Here is a 17,125-nt window from a genome sequence, read left to right as displayed (position 1 = left end):
TAAATGCTGTCAATGAAATCTGGGCATAGCTGATAAAAAGGTAACAACGAAATCATGTCTGCAAATAAGCCAACCACCGAAAAACTGGAAACCATCCTGGTCAGCGCGGGCAGGAGTAAAAGATTCACCCAAGGCTCGGTTAATACCGTGATTCAGCGGGCATCGTCTCTGGTTTTCGACTCCGTTAAAGCGAAAAAACAGGCCACCATCAATCGGGGAAATGGCGAGCTATTCTATGGCCGCCGCGGCACCTTAACCCATTTCTCCTTGCAGGAGGCGATGACTGAGTTGGAGGGTGGCGCGGGCTGCGTTCTCTATCCTTGCGGCGCGGCGGCGATCAGCAATGCCATTTTATCCTTTGTTTCAGCCGGCGATCATGTGCTGATGACCGGTTCGGCCTATGAGCCGGCTCAAAGTTTTTGCGATAAAATTTTATCGCGCATGAGTATCACCACGACCTATTTTGACCCGATGATTGGCGCGGGTATCGCCGCCCTGATCACCCCGCAAACCAAAGTGGTGTTCCTTGAGTCCCCCGGCTCTATCACCATGGAAATACAGGATATTCCGGCGATGGTGAGGGCTATCCGCGCGGTGGCACCTGAGATAATCATTATGATGGACAATACTTGGGCGGCTGGTGTGCTGTTTAAAGCATTAGATTTTGATATTGATATCTCCATCCAATCAGGAACCAAATATATTATTGGTCACTCTGATGCCATGTTAGGAATTGCTGTTGCCAATGCGCGCTGTTGGGAGCAACTGCGGGAAGACTCTTATCTGATGGGGCAGATGGTCGATGCTGACACCGCCTACCTTGCTAGCCGTGGGTTGCGCACTCTTAGTGTTCGCCTAAAACAGCATGAGAAAAACAGTATCGAGATAGCCCACTGGTTGGCTCAGCGCCCAGAAGTTGCGGCGGTCTACCACCCGGCACTGCCTGACTGCAAAGGCCATGAATTCTACCTGCGGGACTTCACTGGCTGTAACGGTTTATTCTCCTTTGAACTAAAACAGGAGCTAACACAGCAGCAGTTAGAAGCCTATCTCGACCACTTCACTCACTTCAGCATGGCCTTCTCATGGGGCGGTTTTGAGTCCTTGATTCTGGGTTATCAACCCAAAGATATCCGCGCGATCCGCCGCTATGAGGGCGAAGGAATTAACGGCACGTTATTCCGCCTGCATATTGGTCTGGAGAGTGTTCAAGATTTGCAAGACGACTTGGCGGCTGGCTTTGAGCGCATTAAAGCTGCGCAGGAGTAGGTTCTGATCGGCATGACTTGTTTTAGTTTTATCGAAATGACTTGTTTAGCGAGGTGACTTGTTTTAGTGAGGTCACTTGTTAATGCGCGGTGACAATCTCCGCGCATTCATCCTCTTTTACAAAAAGAGTATCAACAGCACATATATATCCCCTCAAAAATTCAGTTATTGAGGATAAGATCAATGTGGATCAGCGCCAATGCGGATACACTAGGTCACTCCACACCAACAGTTGTCCTTACCGACAATATCCTCACACGATAGGCAAACAGGAACAGAAATGGATGTATTACGCGAAATCCTTCATGCCTTATGGCAGCAGGATTTTAGTAAACTTGCCGACCCGAATGTGATTTGGGTTATTTACGGCATACTCTTTACCACCCTATTTTTAGAAAACGGTTTGCTGCCGGCTTCTTTCCTCCCCGGAGATAGCTTGCTGCTATTGGCGGGTGCATTAATTGCCAAGGGGGTCATGGGGTTCTTGCCCACCATGATCATTCTGACCATTGCCGCTAGTCTGGGTTGTTGGCTGAGCTACCTGCAAGGGCTGTGGTTAGGCGATACTAAAGTGGTCAAAAAGTGGCTCTTGCAGCTACCGGTTCATTATCGTCAGCGCGCCCATACTCTCTTTGTACGCCATGGTCTGGCGGCCCTAATTATTGGCCGTTTTCTCGCTTTTGTGCGCACCTTATTGCCCACACTGGCCGGTATTTCTGGCCTAAATAGCGCGCGTTTTCAATTCTTTAACTGGCTCAGTGGGCTGCTGTGGGTTGGCAGTGTGGTGGGTTTGGGCTTCGCACTAAGCCAGATTCCCTTGGTTAAGCATTATGAAAATCAGGTTATGACTGCACTGATGATTCTACCCATTGTGTTGCTGTTGGTGGGTTTGGTCGGCACCCTGGTTCTGGTGTGGTGCAAACGTAAAAGCGTGACTGAGTAGCAGAGCCGTCAACATCAGTTAGCGCGCAGTTTGGCGACCTCTTCGCTCGGGGTATGGCCGAAATAGCGCTTAAATTCACGGCTGAACTGTGACGCGCTCTCATATCCCACTCTGTTTGCGGCGGTACTGGCCTTTAGGCCGTCGTGCAACATCATCATCCGCGCCCGATGCAGCCGGTAAGATTTCAGATATTGCAGCGGAGAGGTGTTGGTCACCGCTTTAAAGTTGTGATGAAACGCCGAAACACTCATGTTCACATCGGCCGCTAGCTGCTCGACATTCAAGTTATCCGCAAATTGATGCTCAATCCGTCGCAATGTTTTGGTGATTTGATTGAAGTGCCCATGGCGGTTAACCAGCGCCTGCAAAGCCCCGCCGCACTGCCCACAGAGCACATAGTAGAGAATCTCACGCACAATTTGCGGGCCAAGCACTCTGGCATCACGGGGTTTGGACATCACATCCAGCAATCGCTCGGTGGCACACAACATTTCATCAGTCAGCGCAGACGAATTAACCCCCGAACTATTGCCGAAGGGTTTATCTAGCTCGTCATCACCTATATCGATAAGTAAATCCTGTAGCATTTGGCTGTCTATATGAATCGAAATCCCTGCCAGTGGTATCTCTGGGCTGGCGAAGGTTTCACATTCAAACGGCAGTGGCACCGTTAGAATCAGGTAGTTTTTCGGGTCATAACGAAAGACCTTACTGCCCAAATAACCCACTTTATGCCCCTGAAATATAATCACCACACTGGGGGTGTACATTACCGGGGTGCGCGGCTGATGGGTGGTGGAGTATAAAATTTTCACCCGTGGCACAGCTGAGGGGGTTAAGCCATTGCCCTGAGCCAGATGGCTAATCTTCTTCGCCAGCAGCACCTGAATATCATTAACCTCTACCATGGTGAGTTCACCTGTTTCTGTTATCTAGAGCAATCTATCATCGGAAACGATCTGACATAAATTGTGCTGTATTTACCGAGTTTTCTACAGTGTTTTGGAGAAATAGGCAAGAGCAAGGCAGAAATGTGCATTGAGATATGGTGCTAAGTTGCCGACAATGGCTACCAATGTCATTAATAACGATGGAATAAAAATAATGCAAAACTTCACCCTCCACACCCCGACTAAAGTGCTGTTCGGTACTGGCCAGATAGCGCAACTGAGCAAAGAGATCCCCGCTGATGCCCGCATTTTAATCACCTACGGTGGCGGCAGTATTAAGCAAAATGGCGTGTTGGACCAAGTCCATAACGCACTGAAAGGCTTTGATTTCCTTGAGTTTGGCGGTATCGAACCTAACCCAACCTATGAAACCCTGATGAAGGCGGTCGAGCTTATTCGGGCAGAAAAAATCAACTTCCTGCTGGCAGTCGGCGGTGGTTCAGTATTGGATGGCACCAAGTTCATCGCTGCCGCTGTTAACTATCCACAAGATCCATGGCACATTCTGGAAACCACAGGTAGCGATATCACTGAAGCGCTGCCAATGGGTTCCGTGCTGACCTTACCTGCCACCGGCTCTGAAACCAACAGTGGCGCGGTGATCAGCCGCCGCAGCACTGGCGATAAGCAACACTTCTTCTCCCCGCATGTCCAACCGCTGTTTGCGGTGCTGGACCCGGTTGTTACCTACAGCCTGCCGCCACGTCAGGTGGCGAATGGTGTTGTCGATGCATTTGTGCATACCATTGAGCAATATTTGACCTATCCGGTTGATGCGAAAGTGCAAGATCGCTTCGCGGAAGGGCTGCTCTTAACTCTGATTGAAGATGGCCCGAAAGCATTGACTGACCCAGAGAATTACAACGTGCGCGCCAATATTATGTGGAGCGCCACCATGGCATTAAATGGCCTGATTGGGGCCGGTGTCCCGCAAGACTGGGCAACACACATGCTGGGTCACGAACTGACAGCGCGCCATGGTCTTGACCATGCACAAACACTGGCGGTGGTACTACCTGCACTGCTGGTTGCCAAGAAAGAACAAAAACGCGCCAAACTGCTGCAATATGCTGAACGTGTCTGGGGCCTGCGTGAAGGGAGTGAAGAGCAGCGCATCGATGCCGCCATTGAAGCGACTCGTCATTTCTTTGAAAGCATGGGGGTCGCGACTCGCCTGTCCGCCTACAAACTGGATGGCAGCTCTATTCCCGATTTAATCAAAAAATTGGAAGAGCACGGCATGACCCAACTTGGTGAACACGGTGATATCACACTAGCGGATAGTAAACGTATCTACGAAGCTGCGGTCTAATAATTAGGTGTCATAGAGTCGGCAATCGCTGGCTCTATGTCACGACTGAAGGCAGCACTCCACTACTTTCATCTATTATAGTGGGCGTTATATTTATTTACTGCTAGGCTTTGGATTATTGCCACACATCACGCTACCCCTATCTCATTGGCAGGTCAGTGCCGACGATAGACCTGTTCACCTTTGATGGTTCCCACACGCGATAAATACCAATCAAGCTAATAAATATGATGATCACAGCTAAACTTACACTATCGGTCACAGGGCTGGAACAGCCCAGTTTGTAAGCTAAGGAGATAAACATGGCGACGCAACCCATTATCAAATTGCACGATGGAAACCTGATGCCACAGCTTGGCCTTGGTGTTTGGCAGGCGAGCATTGAAGAGACACAGCTGGCAGTCAGTAAGGCGCTAGAGGTGGGCTATCGGTTAGTCGATACTGCGGCTATTTATAAGAATGAAGTGGGTGTTGGTCACGCGCTAAAAACGGCAGGCGTCGCCCGCGAAGAGCTATTTATTACCACCAAATTGTGGAATGACGGCCAGCGCTACCCAAAGCAGGGGCTGGAAGAGAGCCTGGAAAAACTTCAGCTCGACTACGTGGATCTCTATCTGATTCACTGGCCTGATCCCGCGCAGGATCGTTATGTCAGTGCCTGGCGTGAGCTTATCACCTTGAAAGAGCAAGGTTTAGTTCGCAGCATCGGCGTCTGTAACTTCAATATCCCTCACCTGCAACGGTTGATTGATGAAACCGGGGTTGCCCCGACCCTCAATCAGATTGAGCTGCATCCGCTGTTACAGCAGCGCCAGTTACATGCCTGGAATGCTACCCACCATATTGCGACCGAATCCTGGAGCCCCTTGGCACAAGGTGGCGAAGGTGTTTTCGATCAACCCGTTATCCGCCAGCTCGCGCAAAAATACAACAAAACAGCGGCTCAGATAGTGATCCGTTGGCACCTTGATTGCGGGCTAATCGTTATCCCTAAATCGGTAACGCCAGCGCGTATCAGAGAGAATTTTGAGGTGTTTGATTTTAAGCTGCACAAAGATGAACTGACGGCAATTTCGAAGCTAGATAGCGGTAAACGATTGGGGCCAGACCCGGATGTTTTCGGGTCTGACCGCTGATTTAAGAACTTTTCAGCTTAATGAGGCTTGCTTTTACCTTTGCTGGTGCCCGAAGGCTTATTCAGCGGCGCTCTGTTGCCGCCGATTTTGCTGCCTGATGACTTAGACGCGGCCGGGCTATTGGCTGACTGCGGCCTCTTACCCGCTGGCACGGCCTGAGTTCGGCTACCGGGCTGGCGCTGGCGGGTAATTGAGGTGTGCTTGGTCAACGCTGGCGTATGATGGCGCAACGCGCGGCGTGCTTCGCGCTGCTCTTCTATTGTCGCTGCCGGCACCAAACATTCACGACGGCTACCAATCAGATGCTGCAACCCCATATCGGCCAATGCGTCGCGAATCATCGGCCAGTTGGCCGGATCATGATAGCGCAGTAATGCTTTATGCAACCGCCGCTGACGATCGCCTTTCGGCACCACCACCTCCTCACTCTTATAATCTACCTTCGACAGCGGGTTTTTACCGGTGTAATACATGGTGGTAGAGTTCGCCAGCGGCGAGGGATAGAAGTTCTGCACCTGATCCAAACGGAAGCGGTTTTTCTTCAGCCATAACGCCAGATTAACCATATCCTTATCCTCGGTCCCCGGATGGGCGGAGATGAAATAAGGGATCAGATACTGCTCTTTACCCGCCTGCTTAGAGTAGGTATCAAATAGCTCTTTAAAGCGCTGATAGCTGCCCATTCCCGGTTTCATCATTTTGGAAAGTGGGCCTTCCTCTGTGTGTTCCGGGGCAATTTTCAAATAGCCGCCCACATGGTGGCTGGCTAACTCTTTGATATAACGCGGATCTTCGACTGCCAAATCGTAACGTACCCCGGAGGCTATCAGGATCTTTTTAATCCCCTTCAAATCACGCGCTCGTCGATACAGGGAGATCGTCGGTTCATGGTTAGTGTCCATGTGCTGGCAGATTTCAGGGTAAACACAAGAGGCACGGCGGCATGTTTGCTCGGCGCGCGGTGATTGGCAGCGCAGCATGTACATATTGGCTGTCGGGCCACCAAGATCTGAAATAATGCCGGTAAAACCAGGGACTTTGTCGCGAATCTCTTCGATTTCACGAATAATAGAATCTTCTGAACGGCTCTGAATTATGCGCCCTTCATGCTCGGTGATAGAGCAGAATGAACAGCCGCCATAGCAACCGCGCATGATATTGATTGAGAAGCGGATCATGTCATAGGCTGGGATCGGCGATTTGCCATAAACAGGGTGCGGCACGCGCTGGTAAGGCAGCGCAAAAACGCTGTCCATCTCTTCCGTGCTGAGTGGGATCGCCGGCGGGTTAATCCAGATGTAGCGGTCACCATGTTTTTGCATCAAAGCCCGCGCACAACCGGGATTGGTTTCATGATGCAAAATCCGCGAGGTGTGGGCATATAACACTTTGTCTGCCTTCACTTTTTCGTAAGAAGGCAGTAAGACATAGGTCTTTTCCCATGGTTTGGGTTTAGCGGCGCGTACCGTAATAGGTTTCGCCTCTGGCTCAGGGATATCATTGGTTGCACAGGGTAGATCTTCGCCATAGGGGTTGGGGATGGCTTCAATGCGCCCAGGGCTATCCAGACGGGTAGAGTCCACCCCGCTCCAGCCCGGTAGCGCCGTTTTGCGCATCACTACCGTGTTACGCACATCCTGAATATCGGCAATTTTCTCACCCGCCGCCAGACGATGTGCAACTTCAACCAATGGCCGCTCGCCATTACCGTAAACCAACATATCCGCTTTCGCATCCACGATCACCGAACGGCGAACCGTGTCCGACCAATAATCGTAGTGGGCAATGCGCCGCAGACTGGCCTCGATCCCACCGAGTAATACCGGCACGTGGCTATAGGCCTCTTTGCAGCGCTGGCTATACACCAATGTGGCGCGATCTGGTCGTTTACCACTTTGGTTATCGGGGGTATAGGCATCGTCGTGACGCAATTTTCGGTCAGCGGTATAGCGGTTGATCATCGAGTCCATATTCCCGGCGGTCACACCGAAAAACAGATTTGGCTCACCAAGGCGCATAAAGTCATTTTTATTAGTCCAATCCGGCTGGGCAATAATCCCCACACGGAAGCCTTGGGCCTCCAACATGCGGCCAATAATCGCCATACCAAAGCTTGGATGGTCAACATAGGCATCGCCAGTGATAACAATGATATCGCAGCTGTCCCAGCCCAATATGTCCATCTCCTCCCGTGACATCGGCAAGAATGGCGCAGTGCCATAGCATTCAGCCCAATATGGCTGATAAGAAAACAGGTCACGCTCTGGTTGGATCAGGCTGGTACTCATGGCAACACTCTTTGAATTGGGCAAGTTGAGGTGGTTCGGGTTAAGAAATCATCACCGGGCGGCGATTATACGCATTTATCCATGAGAAGAGGAAGGATATTGCTAGTTTTGGGATGAGTTTTAGGGATTAAGTGGCGTTAATAATGAGGGTGATTGGTTCGATTGACATGAGATTTATGCTCACCTTGGCTTAAATGCCTCAACCGAACCAGATCACCATTAACCCACTGTTGGGGCTGCCACCGTCACCAACTGCCCCGCCGAGCCGCGATCCGCCATTTCTAGCGTCTGGCTGTGGAACAAGAATGGGAAGTGCGGCGAGGAAACCTGATTGAAGTAGACCAGTAGCTCCACATCACCATCGACCCATACTGTATCCTTCCAACCGCGATCCTCAGCCATCGCCGGCGCGCCATTAACACTCTTCACCAAGAAAGAAACGCCTTGGATATGAAATGCTTGCGGCATATCTGCATGTAACGTCCAACGCTCCCAAGTACCTTGCTGCGCCTGCGCATCAACCCGGCTCATATCCCAAATTGCACCATTGATTCCTGGCAGGGAATCCCCCAAACGGAACTCACGGGAACGAATCACATTGCCATCAAGAATCTGATCAGCAAGCAAACGCATTGGCAGATTATCGGTGACTAACGGCAGCAAACCCGTGGGCTTTAAGGTCAAAACCAATGTGGAAATCAAAATACTCGATGGCTCAAATAAGCCACGCAGGCGATCCATAATTCCGGCAGAATCACCCGCCGTGATGGAAACTTCACTGCCCTGCGACATATCAATGACCACTTCACGCCGCTCACCGGGCGCAAGCGAGAGTTGCTGCACTGCCACCGGGGAGGGGAGGAACCCTTGGTCACTCGCGACAACATGTAGCGGGCGACCATCGCTAAGTTGCAGGGTATAGCGGCGGGAGTTGGAGGCGTTGAGCAAACGTAACCGCACCCAACCACGGGAAACTTCAACAAACGGACTTTGTACCCCGTTCACCAGCAGCGTATCACCGACAAAGCCACCTTTAGCGGGCGGGTTATATTCCGGCACGCCAAAGTTATCCAGCCGCTTGTCCTGAATAATAATCGGGAAATCATCAACGCCGTAATGGTTCGGCAAAGGCATCGCTTTGCTGATTTCATCTTCCACCAGCCACATACCGGCCAACCCATTATAAACGTGCGGTGCCATGCGGTTAGGGGTATTGGCATGATACCAACAGGTCGCTGCCGGCTGGCGTACCGGCAATACCGGAGACCAATCAGCACCAGGCGAAATCATGCGCGCCGCACCGCCCATCAGCGTACCGGGGACTTGCAGGCCGCTGATCGTCATGGATACCGGCTCAGTCAAGCGGTTGCTGTAAATGAGTTTGACGTCATCGCCGCTAAAAACCCTGACTGTTGGCCCCAAATACATGCCGTTAACCCCCCATACGGCAGCTTTCTGACCACCACTAAATGCCCAGTGCGCCCGCTGTAAGGTCAAAAACAGCGGTTGACCGCGGCGGGACTCCAGTAAGGGTGGAACAGGTAGCGAGGGTTGTTGGGTACTATTAGCCTGTGCCCTCAATGGCAACGAACCAGCACCTAGCGCTAAGCCCGTAGCCTGAATGAACTGGCGACGACTGAGTGACATATCTTCTCCGTGAAAACCACAATCAAATCTACTGCAAAATTTTGCCTGACTGCGAATAACGCTGAAGCACGGCAAAACGCTCACGACTAGAGTCGCTTAAATGAAAATCCAAAACTTTACTTCAACTAAAATTCGCTTCAACCAAAATCCGCTTCAATTAAGACTGACGCCAATCATAACAACCAGCGCACAATAACCTGCCCCTGGCAGCTAATGACTATTTTTCAGTCGCGGTCTGTTGCGCCTCTTGGGCAATTTCTGCGTCGAGTTGCTCAATTTTAGCTAACATCAGATTGCGGCAGTGCTCAGACAACTCGCGCACTCGCTCTTTGCCATAGCCGGTGGTATCCACAGGCGGCATGATCTCTACGATGACTTTGCCATTTGACCAACGATTTAAGTTGATATGATTCGTGCTGGAGACACAAATTGGCACAATCGGCACACCAGCGGCAATCGCTGCATGAAAAGCACCGGTCTTAAATGGCAACAAACCACGACCACGGCTACGGGTGCCCTCTGGGAACATCCAGATAGAGACATCTCTTTTTTTCACCTGCTCGACCACTTGAGCAATAGTGCCATGCGCTTTAGCGCGGTTATCGCGATCGATAAGCAAGTTACCGGTCAGCCAGTATAGTGGCCCAAATAATGGCACCCACAGCAGGCTCTTTTTGCCCACAGTGACTGTACCAGACTGAACCACATTCGACATGGTGACCATATCGTAATTATTTTGATGGTTGGCAATATAGATACAGGTGCCGTAGCTGGCCGCTTCTTTAGGAATGCGTTGCTCAACCGTAATGCCAAACAGCACTGACATCCGACCAAACAGATGGGCGAAGGTCGCGAGATTACGCGGATTTCGCGGCCTAAATAGGCAATAAATCGAACCAAACACACACACCAGAACACAATAGAAAACGGCCAGTACCGTGCGCAAAATTAATAGCATAACACCCTCTTAAACACTGACTCTTAGAGACCTAATCGACGCTAGTATAACGGCTTAACCACAAAAAACCGCGCTGATTGCTTACCATCATTATGTTACGCGACAGCGCGCGCAAAATGCGCGCGCCATCCGTTACATTTACGGCGGATGCCAACCTAAAAACGCCAACGATGCTGAATATTAAGCTTCGCTATCTGTTGGTATCACTCGTGCTGGCGCATCAATCTCAACACGATCAATGCGTTGCAAGCCGCGAGGCAGTGGTGAGCCTTTCCGCCCACGTTCAGCGCGGAATTTCTGCAAATCTTCGGGCCGCAAAGTTAACTTACGTTTACCAAAGTGAAGTGTCACAGAGGTTTGAGGCGGTAAAACAAACAGCCATGCCAAACGATCTTCGCCTGCTGCGGCTTGCGCGCTAGGGATTGAGATGATTTTGTTACCCTTACCTTTTGATAACTCAGGTAAATCGGCGACTGGGAACATCAACATACGCCCAGCAGCCGTGATGGATAACAGCATGTCATCCGGGCCATAAATCTCTAATGGCGGCAGGGCCTTGGCATTTTCCGGCAACGTAATCATCGTTTTACCGGCGCGGTTCTTGGCAACCAAGTCATTGAAAGTACAGACGAAACCATAGCCCGCATCCGATGCCATTAATAATTTTTGGTCATCTGGTGCCATCAATACCTGTTCGATGGTCGCCCCCGGTGGTGGCGTCAGTTTACCGGTCAGCGGCTCTCCTTGGCCACGCGCAGATGGCAACGTCAGTGGATCTAACGCATAGCTGCGACCGGTTGAGTCAATAAACACTACCGGTTGGTTACTCATGCCCCGTGCTGCGGCACGGAAGCTATCACCCGCTTTATAGCTTAATCCACTCGGGTCGATATCATGGCCTTTCGCACTGCGCACCCAGCCCATTTCAGACAGCACAATGGTCACTGGCTCAGAAGGCACGATGTCATGATCACTCATGGCCTTAGCTTCAGCACGTTCAGTCAACGGGGAGCGACGGTCATCGCCATAAGCCGCTGCGTCCGCCTGAATCTCTTTCTTTATCATAGTATTAAGCTTGCGCTCTGATGCCAGCAATGCTTGTAACTGATCACGTTCTTTGGCTAATTCATCTTGTTCGCCGCGAATCTTCACCTCTTCCAGCTTGGCCAAATGGCGAAGTTTCAGTTCGAGGATCGCTTCAGCCTGCGTTTCAGAAATGGCAAAGTGCTGCATCAACAGCGGCTTTGGCTCATCTTCAGTGCGGATGATATGAATAACTTCATCGATATTCAGGAAGGCAATTAATAAGCCTTCCAAAATATGCAGCCGCTTCAGAACCTTTTCCAGACGGTAATTCAAGCGGTTACGGACGGTTTGGCGGCGGAATACCAGCCACTCGGTGAGGATCTCCAGCAGCCCTTTTACTGTCGGGCGATGATCCAGGCCGATCATATTCATGTTGATTCGATAGCTTCTTTCCAGATCCGTGGTGGCAAACAGATGGTTCATCACCTGATCCAGATCGACACGATTGGTACGGGGAACAATCACTAACCGAGTAGGGTTTTCGTGGTCAGATTCATCACGTAAATCCTCAACCATCGGTAATTTCTTGGCGCGCATCTGGCTGGCAATCTGCTCCAGCACCTTAGCACCGGAAACTTGATGCGGTAACGCAGTAATGACTGCACTACCATCCTCTTTCTTCCACAAGGCGCGCATACGAACAGAACCACGGCCATTTTCGTAAATTTTACGAATCTCATTACGTGGCGTAATGATCTCGGCTTCCGTCGGGAAATCAGGCCCTTGCACAAATTCCAGCAACTCTTCGAGCGAGGTCGCAGGTTTATCAATCAGCGCAATCACCGCCTGAGCAATTTCGCGCACATTATGTGGCGGAATATCAGTTGCCATCCCCACGGCAATACCGGTGGTGCCGTTGAGCAGAATATTCGGCAGGCGCGCCGGCAGCATTTTCGGCTCCTGCATGGTGCCATCAAAGTTTGGCACCCAGTCAACCGTACCTTGGCCTAACTCACCCAGCAGCACTTCGGCATATTTGGACAAGCGGGATTCGGTGTAACGCATCGCCGCAAACGACTTAGGATCATCCGGCGCCCCCCAGTTCCCTTGCCCATCCACCAGCGGGTAGCGGTAAGAGAATGGCTGCGCCATCAGTACCATGGCTTCATAGCAAGCACTGTCGCCATGGGGATGATATTTACCCAGTACGTCACCCACGGTACGGGCGGATTTCTTGAATTTAGCGCTATTGCTCAGCCCCAGTTCAGACATCGCGTAGACGATGCGCCGTTGCACTGGTTTCAAACCATCGCCGATAAATGGCAACGCCCGATCCATGATGACGTACATGGAGTAGTTCAGATAGGCGTTTTCAGTAAAGGTGTGCAGCGGTAAGCGCTCTGCACCGTCATGAGTCAAATCACTCATTACTCAAATATCCTCAGACTCTGGAATGGCGATCACTGGGCGTCAGCGGATCGGCACCGCAAGTTTATTGTCGATTTCTGCCCGCGATAGTACCTCATCTGCGGGGTGACTGTCACAACCCACAGAGAATCTCGATCTTTCCCTCTGAGCAGGGCAAATTTCGGCTTCTGCAAACAACCAAAAAGGTACTAATCATCCTTAATCCATCCCTTTTGTTGCTTGCTGAGCAAGAGTGTTGTGCACTACTGCGCATTTTTCTCTGGCGTGGTAACCGTTAGCATACTCAGTATTCCGGCTTGGCTACTCTCTTGTGCAACTAACAAGATGTAAACAAGCCCCCGCTTTACAAGGATTATATCAATGAGTAACGTATTAATTATTAACGCAATGAAAGAATTTGCGCACTCCACCGGCGCACTTAATCTCACTCTCACTAACGTCGCTACCGAATTTCTACAGGAAAGCGATCATCAGGTTAAAATCACCACAGTTGACCAAGGCTATGATATTGAAAGTGAAATTGAAAATTATCTGTGGGCTGATACCGTTATTTACCAAATGCCAGCCTGGTGGATGGGCGAGCCATGGATTTTGAAAAAATATATTGATGAAGTCTTTACCTTTGGTCATGGCCGTTTGTATCAAAGTGATGGCCGTACCCGCTCCGATTCCACTAAAGGCTACGGTTCTGGCGGTTTAATTCAGGGTAAAACTTACATGCTTTCAGTGACCTGGAATGCTCCAGTTGAAGCCTTTACTGATCCTACCCAGTTCTTCGAGGGTGTCGGTGTTGATGGTGTTTATCTGCATTTTCATAAAGCAAATCAATTCCTTGGCATGGAGCCATTGCCGACATTTATGTGTAATGACGTGATAAAACAGCCTGATATCGAAGGTGATATTAGCCGTTACCGTCAGCATTTAGCCGCACATTTTAACGGTCAGACCGCTTAATTTCACACCGTAACGCAATTTGGGGCAGCAATGATTACTGTTTTTGCAGAAATAAAAGTCAAACCGGGACGCCGTGAGGCGGTATTGCAGGCGATTGAGACGCTGTTACCTGCGGTGTTGGCTGAGAAGGGTTGTAGCGGCTATCGACCGATGAGTGACGTGCCCACCCAGCTCGACTGGCAGAAAAAATCGCCAGACTCCATTTTTATGCTGGAAAAGTGGCAGAGCGTTCACCATTTGGAATTACATTTGCAGATGGAACATATGCAGCAGCATCGTGAAAGAATCAAGGATGATGTGTTGGATGTGAATATTCACATCCTCGATAACGCTTAGCCTTCTTACTTGAAGTTGCAGCTGTGTTAGCCGCCATCCCGCAGCCAACTACTCCCCCGCAACTTAATCTGCTCACTGACATAGTCCAGAAAGCAGGTTATCCGCGCGGCAAGTTGTGTATTGCGATAATAAACGGCATTGATGGGCTGCCAGGTTTCCAAAATTTGGTCGGCCATCACCTCAACTAAGCGCCCCGCCAGTTGATCCTCGCGGGTCATAAAATCAGATAATTCAACGATCCCTTCCCCCTGCAAGGCCAATAAGCGCAGCGTTTCACCACTGGATGCGGCGAGATTGGGGATGATTGACCCACGCCCTGCCGGCAAATGGGGCAGCGACCACTGATTCAGGGATTCTGGCTGAGTAAAGCCCAGCAGACTGTGGTTCGCCAACTCATCAATACTCTGTGGGGTGCCGTGGCGCTGGAGATAATCTGGGCTGGCAAGGATTCGCACCCGACTGGCACCGAGCAAGCGCGCATGGATCGTCGAGTCGCGCAACGTGCCGATACGGATGGCAATATCGGTGCGCTGCTCAAGTAAATCGATATTAAGATCGTCGGTATTTAGCTCGAGATTGATTTGTGGATAGAGCGCCCGAAAACCGGTGATCATTGGCACAATGACGTGCTGCATAAAAGGTGCAGCCGCATTCACCCGCAGCCGCCCCGCCGGTTTTAACCGCCGCAGGGCAATCTGCTCTTCGGCATCATCTACCGCGCCGATAATCTGCCGCGCATGACTGAGGAACAACTCGCCCTCTTCAGTCAGTTCCAGCCGCCGCGTGGTGCGACGCAGTAGCGTAGTCGCCAGCTTTTTCTCCAACCGACTCAAGGCCCGACTGATACCGGAGGTGGTTTGGCTGCGCTGCTCTGCGGCTGCCGTAATCGAGCCGCAGTCGACCACCGAGGTAAACGCCTGCAACTCCTCTAACGTCACTTTCATCGATTTTGCCCCATCATCAATCACACCTCGATTTCAGCCGTATCCCCTTTCTCTTGCAGCCAATTGCGGCGATCTTCGGAGCGCTTCTTCGCCAGCAACATATCCATCATTGCCATCGTCTTATCAATATCATCATCGTCAATGGTCAATTGGACCAAACGACGGGTATTTGGATCAAGGGTGGTTTCACGCAACTGCAACGGATTCATTTCACCCAAGCCTTTGAAGCGCTGAACATTAGGTTTGCCGCGTTTACGTTTTAGTTGTTCCAGCACGCCGGCTTTCTCTTCTTCATCCAAGGCGTAGAACACCTCTTTACCCAAATCGATGCGATACAGTGGCGGCATCGCCACATAAACGTGGCCATTGCGCACTAATGCACGGAAGTGGCGCACAAACAGTGCACAGAGCAAAGTAGCAATATGCAAACCATCGGAGTCCGCATCCGCGAGGATACAAATTTTACCGTAACGGAGTTGGCTCAAATCTTCGCTGTCGGGATCGATACCAATCGCCACTGAGATATCGTGCACTTCCTGCGAAGCCAGCACTTCATCTGACGACACCTCCCAGGTGTTCAGGATCTTGCCTTTTAGCGGCATGATGGCCTGATATTCACGATCACGGGCCTGTTTGGCCGAGCCACCTGCGGAATCCCCTTCCACCAAAAACAGCTCGGTCATGCTCAAGTCCTGCGACGTACAGTCCGCCAGCTTGCCGGGTAAGGCGGGGCCACTGGTCAGTTTCTTACGCACCACTTTTTTCGCCGCACGCATCCGGCGCTGAGCACTGGAGATCGCCAGTTCAGCCAGCTGTTCTGCCGCCTGCACGTTTTGATTCAGCCACAAGCTGAAAGCATCTTTGACCACGCCGGATACAAAGGCCGCGCACTGACGTGAGGAGAGTCGCTCTTTCGTCTGGCCGGCAAATTGTGGGTCCTGCATTTTCACTGACAACACGTAAGCACAGCGCTCCCAGATGTCGTCTGCCGAGAGTTTGACACCGCGCGGCAGAATATTGCGGTATTCGCAGAAATCACGCATCGCATCAAGCAAGCCCTGACGCAACCCATTGACGTGAGTACCGCCTTGCATCGTTGGTATCAGGTTGACGTAGCTTTCGGTCAGTAGTTCGCCACCTTCAGGTAGCCACAGCAGCGCCCAATCAATAGCTTCGGTATCGCCAGCAAAAGAGCCGACAAACGGCGCTTCTGGCAGGGTAATCAAGCCATCAACCGCCTCCATCAGGTAGTCAGTCAAGCCATCGGCATAGCACCACCGCTGCTCGGTGTTATTCACCAGATCTTTAAAGACGATCTCCACGCCGGGACACAACACCGCCTTGGCTTTCAGCAAATGGGATAGGCGGGAAACCGAGAAACGTGGACTGTCGAAGAACGAGACATCCGGCCAAAAATGCACGCTAGTCCCGGTATTGCGCTTGCCACAGGTGCCGATGACCTGCAAATCCTGCACTTTGTCGCCATTTTCGAAGGCGATGCTGTAAATTTGCCCATCGCGGCGCACCGTCACTTCAACTCGCTTGGATAAGGCATTCACAACGGAAATACCTACACCGTGCAAACCACCAGAGAACTGATAGTTTTTATTGGAGAATTTACCGCCGGCATGTAAGCGACACAAAATCAGCTCAACCGCAGGAACACCCTCTTCAGGATGGATATCGACCGGCATCCCACGGCCATCATCGATAACTTCCAATGATTGGTCGGCGTGCAGAATGACATCAATGCGACGGGCATGACCCGCCAGCGCTTCATCGACGCTGTTATCAATCACCTCTTGACCAAGGTGGTTTGGCCGCGTGGTATCCGTGTACATTCCCGGACGACGACGCACTGGTTCTAAACCGCTGAGTACTTCAATGGCATCAGCGTTATAGCTGGATTCAGTCATGGTTTGATTAATATTCGG

At 51.1% G+C, this 17,125-nt stretch carries 13 protein-coding genes; 6 read left to right on the top strand and 7 right to left on the bottom strand.

Features of this window, described 5'->3' with window-relative positions:
* Positions 1-54 precede the first annotated feature (54 nt).
* Together metC and FFE93_RS03150 are read left to right on the top strand one after the other, a co-directional pair.
* A complete protein-coding gene (gene metC / locus FFE93_RS03155; protein ID WP_005271142.1) occupies positions 55-1,269 on the top strand; it encodes a cystathionine beta-lyase in 1,215 nt (404 codons plus the stop codon).
* A 280-nt stretch (positions 1,270-1,549) separates the two neighbouring features.
* The gene (locus tag FFE93_RS03150; RefSeq protein ID WP_005271140.1) at positions 1,550-2,212 is read left to right on the top strand and encodes a DedA family protein; all 663 of its coding nucleotides are present in this window, start codon (positions 1,550-1,552) and stop codon (positions 2,210-2,212) included.
* A gap of 14 nt (positions 2,213-2,226) precedes the next feature.
* On the opposite strand, the gene FFE93_RS03145 is transcribed toward FFE93_RS03150, so the two are convergent.
* On the bottom strand, positions 2,227-3,120 hold the full coding sequence (locus FFE93_RS03145; RefSeq protein ID WP_005271138.1) for an AraC family transcriptional regulator: 894 nt from the start codon (positions 3,118-3,120) through the stop codon (positions 2,227-2,229).
* Positions 3,121-3,316: 196 nt separating this feature from the next.
* Between FFE93_RS03145 and yqhD the strand changes: the two genes are divergently transcribed.
* Positions 3,317-4,474, top strand: coding sequence for an alcohol dehydrogenase (yqhD, locus tag FFE93_RS03140; protein ID WP_032896518.1), 1,158 nt, complete (start codon positions 3,317-3,319; stop codon positions 4,472-4,474).
* 302 nt (positions 4,475-4,776) lie between these two features.
* On the top strand, positions 4,777-5,610 hold the full coding sequence (dkgA, locus tag FFE93_RS03135; protein ID WP_005271133.1) for a 2,5-didehydrogluconate reductase DkgA: 834 nt from the start codon (positions 4,777-4,779) through the stop codon (positions 5,608-5,610).
* A 17-nt stretch (positions 5,611-5,627) separates the two neighbouring features.
* Here dkgA and FFE93_RS03130 read toward each other — a convergent pair whose 3' ends face one another.
* The 4 genes from FFE93_RS03130 to parC form a co-directional block, all read right to left on the bottom strand.
* A complete protein-coding gene (locus tag FFE93_RS03130; protein ID WP_005271131.1) occupies positions 5,628-7,898 on the bottom strand; it encodes a YgiQ family radical SAM protein in 2,271 nt (756 codons plus the stop codon).
* Positions 7,899-8,117: 219 nt separating this feature from the next.
* A complete protein-coding gene (ftsP, locus tag FFE93_RS03125) occupies positions 8,118-9,545 on the bottom strand; it encodes a cell division protein FtsP (protein ID WP_054872946.1) in 1,428 nt (475 codons plus the stop codon).
* Between the two features lie 217 nt (positions 9,546-9,762).
* Complete coding sequence (locus FFE93_RS03120; protein ID WP_005271127.1) at positions 9,763-10,503, bottom strand: 1-acylglycerol-3-phosphate O-acyltransferase; 741 nt, start codon at positions 10,501-10,503, stop codon at positions 9,763-9,765.
* 180 nt (positions 10,504-10,683) lie between these two features.
* Positions 10,684-12,957 carry a DNA topoisomerase IV subunit A gene (parC, locus tag FFE93_RS03115; RefSeq protein ID WP_054872945.1) on the bottom strand — a complete coding sequence of 758 codons (2,274 nt, stop codon included), beginning with the start codon at positions 12,955-12,957 and terminating at the stop codon, positions 10,684-10,686.
* 360 nt (positions 12,958-13,317) lie between these two features.
* On the opposite strand from parC, the gene FFE93_RS03105 reads away from it, so the two are divergent.
* Both FFE93_RS03105 and FFE93_RS03100 read left to right on the top strand, forming a co-directional pair.
* The gene (locus FFE93_RS03105) at positions 13,318-13,911 is read left to right on the top strand and encodes an NAD(P)H-dependent oxidoreductase (protein WP_138774756.1); all 594 of its coding nucleotides are present in this window, start codon (positions 13,318-13,320) and stop codon (positions 13,909-13,911) included.
* 30 nt (positions 13,912-13,941) lie between these two features.
* A complete protein-coding gene (locus FFE93_RS03100; RefSeq protein ID WP_049602676.1) occupies positions 13,942-14,247 on the top strand; it encodes a putative quinol monooxygenase in 306 nt (101 codons plus the stop codon).
* Between the two features lie 26 nt (positions 14,248-14,273).
* Here the strand turns inward: FFE93_RS03100 and FFE93_RS03095 are convergent, their stop codons facing one another.
* Together FFE93_RS03095 and parE are read right to left on the bottom strand one after the other, a co-directional pair.
* Positions 14,274-15,191: a LysR substrate-binding domain-containing protein gene (locus tag FFE93_RS03095; protein WP_005271101.1), complete on the bottom strand. Its 918-nt coding sequence runs from the start codon at positions 15,189-15,191 to the stop codon at positions 14,274-14,276.
* A gap of 20 nt (positions 15,192-15,211) precedes the next feature.
* The gene (gene parE / locus FFE93_RS03090) at positions 15,212-17,107 is read right to left on the bottom strand and encodes a DNA topoisomerase IV subunit B (RefSeq protein WP_005271094.1); all 1,896 of its coding nucleotides are present in this window, start codon (positions 17,105-17,107) and stop codon (positions 15,212-15,214) included.
* Positions 17,108-17,125: the final 18 nt, after the last annotated feature.

The sequence above is a fragment of the Yersinia sp. KBS0713 genome, assembly GCF_005937895.2.
Lineage (GTDB): Bacteria > Pseudomonadota > Gammaproteobacteria > Enterobacterales > Enterobacteriaceae > Yersinia > Yersinia bercovieri.
Note: the sequence above shows the minus strand (reverse complement) of the source record. Positions and strands in the feature narration are given on the sequence as shown.